This window comes from Caloramator australicus RC3 (assembly GCF_000297115.1).
Taxonomy (GTDB): Bacteria; Bacillota; Clostridia; order Clostridiales; family Caloramatoraceae; genus Caloramator; species Caloramator australicus.
The window spans coordinates 1-365 of sequence record NZ_CAKP01000085.1; the positions used below are offsets into that span (position 1 = coordinate 1).

The following is a 365-nucleotide window of genomic DNA, read 5'->3' on the forward strand; positions in this document are numbered from 1 at the left end:
ATACTTTCTTTATACGGAAGACAAGTCAAGGATAATCTATTAAAGATCGATTATGAAGAAAATGATATAAAAATCGAAGGGTATATAGGGAATAATGCCTTAGGGAAGAATAATAGAAACTATCAAACGCTTTTTATAAACGGAAGATTAATAAAAACAAAACAATAAATGCTGCAATTGAAAATGTATATAGATCCTATTCAACTTCGGATAAGTTTCCATTTTATGTTGTCAAAATAATAATGAATCCCCAATTAATAGATGTAAACGTTCATCCAACTAAAGCCGAAGTTAAGTTTCAAAATGATCAGGAGATTTATAGATTGGTTTACAAGGCCCTTCAAAATGCCTTTGCAACTACAGCA

The 365-nt window shown here is 29.9% G+C and carries 1 pseudogene; it reads left to right on the forward strand.

The window, feature by feature from the left end:
- Window positions 1–365: pseudogene (locus CAAU_RS15605) on the forward strand (DNA mismatch repair endonuclease MutL); the annotation flags it as partial.